Below are 3,540 nucleotides of genomic sequence, written 5' to 3'. Positions count from 1 at the left end.
GCGTGATGACGCCTTCCTTGAGATTATCGAGCTTATGTGCCGGACATCGTTATGTGCCGAATGCCGTCACAACCCGCATTTTTAAGCGCTATTTCCGCGCCGGCGGCAACATAACGGAGCGCTCGTGGCATGGTGATCTCCTTCTTTCCTTAGGAGATTGTCATGCTCGAGAAGTACTACATCCGACCCGCCACCGTCGATCGTATTCACGAGTCCTGGATCGCTCCCGAAGTCGAGCAGTACGTCAGCTGGATGGCGGAGCAGCGCTATACGGATAGCAGCGTGTCTCGCCGGATTCCCATCGTGGTGAGCTTTGGCGAGTTCGCAAAAGCTCACGGCGCCAGCGAGGTTAAGAACCTACCTGATCACGTCGAGCCGTTCGTGCAAGCGTGGATTGGTGAGCGTGCTAGACGACGCTCAGCCCGGCGACGCAAGCAGATCGGCGATGAAGTACGCAATCCCATCCGCCAGATGCTAAGGCTGGCGGTCCCCGGCTACATTGGCCGGGGGTCGTCTCCATAAGCCGGACAACCCGTTCGAACGCCAAGCACCGGGGTTGTTGAGGTACCTGATCGAAGAGAAAGGACTTCGTCAGCGATCGATATACCAATACCAAATTTTTTTGCGTCAGTTCGCGGCCTACCTTGAACGCATCCGCGTCGACAACCTCGCAAAGTTATCGCCAACCGTGCTCAGCGGGTTCATTGCCGAGTACGCTCCGCCCCGAGTGTCCTGGTCAACGGTGCGCAATGCATGCGGAGTCCTGCGGGTCTTTCTGCGTTATCTCAATCGTGAAGGGGTTATGGCCAAGGATCTCAGTTCGCTCGTCGAGTTTCCGCAGTCGTACCGGCACGCTGGCGTGCCACGATCGATCAGTTGGGAGCAGGTCGAGCAAGTGCTGGCGGGTATCGACAGACGGTCCGCCTCTGGCAAGCGCGATTATGCGATGATGCTGTTGCTTGCGACCTATGGGCTGCGGGCAGCGGAGGTCGCCTCGCTCACGCTCGATGACATCGACTGGCGCAACGAACGGCTTAAGATCAGGGAACGCAAAGCAGGCAATACCACCACTTATCCGCTCTCGGCGGCGGTGGGAGCAGCGATCGTCGAATACCTCAAAAACGGGCGACCAGCCACGACATGCCGCGAGGTGTTTATGCGCTGCTGTGCTCCGCACGCCCCGATTGGCTCCGCCGCGGTTGTCTGTCGCGCCGCCCATTTCATCCGCAAAGCCGGCATTCGCGTGCCACGCGCCGGTTCGCATGTCCTACGGCACAGTTGTGTGCAGCGCCTGCTAAACGCCAATTTCTCCCTGAAGCATATCGGCGACTACGTCGGCCACCGCAGCGCCTCCTCCACCCAGATCTACGGGAAGATCGCCGTCGAACAGCTGCGTGAGGTTGCATTCGGCAATGGGGAGGACGTGCTGTGAGCTCCGATGCACGTTTCCAGAGTTTTCTCGGCCGCGAGATCGAGCAATTCCTCGCTCACAAGCGCTCTTTGCGACGGCGCTATCTTGTCGAAGAGAAGACGCTCGCGCTGTTCGATGCCTACTTGTCGAAGAACAAAATTGGTAGCCTTAGTGAGGTAACCCCGGAACTGGTGGATGAGTTTCTTCTCTCGCGTCCGCGATCGCGGCCAAGAAGCTATAATCACCTGCGCTCTACGGTGGGACGACTGCTTTCGTATCTCGTCGATCACGGGAAGCTCGCCCAGACACCGCTGAGATCACCGCCGCGTCGCGGAAGGTATCAGCGCACACCATTTATCTTCGACACAGACACAGCCACTCGGTTGCTTGCCCTTGCCAAGGCGCTCCCGAACCATGGTGGTACGATCGAGCGTGGCAACACGTATTTCGCATTGTTCGCCGTGTTGTATGGGCTGGGATTGCGCGTCGGGGAGGCCTGCCGGCTGCGCCTCAAAGATGTCGATCTGGAGCGGCGATTGCTCATTATCCGGGAGACTAAATTCTACAAGAGCCGCCTCGTCCCATTTGGACCAAAGCTCGGAACGCTCTTGGCGCAGCATCTCCGTCAACGCCAGACTGCGGCGCGCGCCGCCACTGCTGCAGACGACGCGCCGCTGTTCTGCTTGCGCGGGGGGAGGCCAATCAACCCTGGCACAATCAGCCAGACCTTTCACGCTATGGTCCTGAGCTTAAATCTGCAGATCCCGCCAGGCATTTCGCCGCCGCGCCTGCACGATCTGCGACACTCGTTCGCCGTTGGTACACTCACGCGCTGGTACAGGCTCGGCCTCGATCCTCAGACGAAGCTTCTTGCACTCTCAACTTTCATGGGGCACGGCGACATCAATTCCACTGCGGTGTATCTGACGCCGACCCCGGAGCTTCTCGAACACGCCAACCGCCGCTTCCGTGCCTTTGCTGCGACAACGCTCGGGGAGGATCAATCATGACCCCCTCCCTCGGTACACTGGTTCAGTCATTTTTCACCGATCATCTCCCGGTACAGAAGGGCCTGCGGCTCGGTTCGATCCGCAGTTATCGTGACACGATTCGCCTGTTCCTGTGCTTCGTGTCCGAGCAGCGTGGTCGCCGGATTGCTACACTGGCCCTTGATGACCTGACGTTCGAACGAAGTCTGGCGTTCCTGAGGCACCTGGAGCAAGAGCGCGGTAACTCGGTGCGTACTCGCAATCAACGGCGGGCAGCACTGAACACCTTCTTTGCCTACCTCGCGGTGCGTGCACCCGAGATGCTGGCGGTCTGTCAGCAGGTCGCGGCGATCCTCGTCAAGCGCACATCATTGCCCGATACACATTTCCTCGAGCGGGAGGAGGTAACGGCATTGTTTCGTTCGCTGCCTCGACAAGGTCATCTCTCGCTGCGCGACCACACACTGTTGCTCTTCCTGTACAACACGGGCGCTCGGGTGCAGGAAGTTGCCGATCTTCGTATCGAGCACCTCGAACTCAAGCCGCCAGCCAAAGTCCACTTGCACGGCAAGGGTGACAAGTGGCGGACGTGCCCGCTTTGGGATGAGACAGTGAAGCATCTCCAGGCGCTCCTCGCCCAGCGTAGCGCATCGCCAGGCGAGCCAGTCTTCTGCGCTCCGAAGGCCCGCCCTCTAACGCGGTTCGGGATCTATAAGATTGTCCGACGACACGGCGCATCCTTCGATACACACGGGCCGAAATCCAGGCGGGTCAGTCCGCATCTATTCCGGCACACCGCTGCCGGCCACCTGCTGGAATCCGGTGTCGAAGTTAATGTCATACGGAGTTGGCTCGGGCACGTCAGTCTCGACACGACAAACCGTTATGCCGAGCTGACGCTGCGCGCTAAAGCCGAGGCGCTGCGCGCCTGCGAAGTGGGTTCCGATATTTCAACGGTGTCCCGGGCTCGCGTCGCCTGGAAGGACGACAAAACCCTCCTCGACTGGCTCAATTCACTGTAGCGCATTATGTGCCCACACGCCCGCGATCCTCCCCCGAAAGACCGGCTCAAGCCGTTGCCAGCCACATAACGATGTCCGGCACATAAGCTCGATAATCTCAAGGAAGGCGTCATCACGC

Annotated in this window: 4 protein-coding genes; all 4 read left to right on the top strand. The window is 59.5% G+C overall.

From position 1 onward, the window contains the following. Window positions 1-162: 162 nt before the first annotated feature. From CP49_RS45875 to CP49_RS10430, 4 genes are read left to right on the top strand one after another with little or no spacing between them, the layout of a single operon-like run. Window positions 163-522 carry a hypothetical protein gene (locus CP49_RS45875; RefSeq protein ID WP_197423070.1) on the top strand — a complete coding sequence of 120 codons (360 nt, stop codon included), beginning with the start codon at window positions 163-165 and terminating at the stop codon, window positions 520-522. 37 nt (window positions 523-559) lie between these two features. Further along, window positions 560-1,432 carry a site-specific integrase gene (locus CP49_RS10440; RefSeq protein ID WP_197423069.1) on the top strand — a complete coding sequence of 291 codons (873 nt, stop codon included), beginning with the start codon at window positions 560-562 and terminating at the stop codon, window positions 1,430-1,432. After that, a complete protein-coding gene (locus CP49_RS10435; protein WP_057850183.1) occupies window positions 1,429-2,421 on the top strand; it encodes a tyrosine-type recombinase/integrase in 993 nt (330 codons plus the stop codon). The genes CP49_RS10440 and CP49_RS10435 overlap by 4 nt, the downstream gene beginning before the upstream one ends. Then, window positions 2,418-3,422 carry a tyrosine-type recombinase/integrase gene (locus CP49_RS10430; protein ID WP_057850182.1) on the top strand — a complete coding sequence of 335 codons (1,005 nt, stop codon included), beginning with the start codon at window positions 2,418-2,420 and terminating at the stop codon, window positions 3,420-3,422. Before CP49_RS10435 ends, CP49_RS10430 begins: the two co-directional genes overlap by 4 nt. Window positions 3,423-3,540 lie beyond the last annotated feature (118 nt).

The organism is Bradyrhizobium valentinum, assembly GCF_001440405.1.
Taxonomy (GTDB): domain Bacteria; phylum Pseudomonadota; class Alphaproteobacteria; order Rhizobiales; family Xanthobacteraceae; genus Bradyrhizobium; species Bradyrhizobium valentinum.
The sequence above is the reverse complement of the archived record's forward strand: the minus strand, read 5'-3'. Positions and strand labels throughout refer to the sequence as shown.

What these genes read in the sequence shown, in the direction of transcription:
- CP49_RS45875 (WP_197423070.1), top strand. Translation starts at nt 163, where the DNA reads ATGCTCGAGAAGTACTACATCCGACCCGCCACCGTCGATCGTATTCAC.
- CP49_RS10430 (WP_057850182.1), top strand. Translation starts at nt 2,418, where the DNA reads ATGACCCCCTCCCTCGGTACACTGGTTCAGTCATTTTTCACCGATCAT.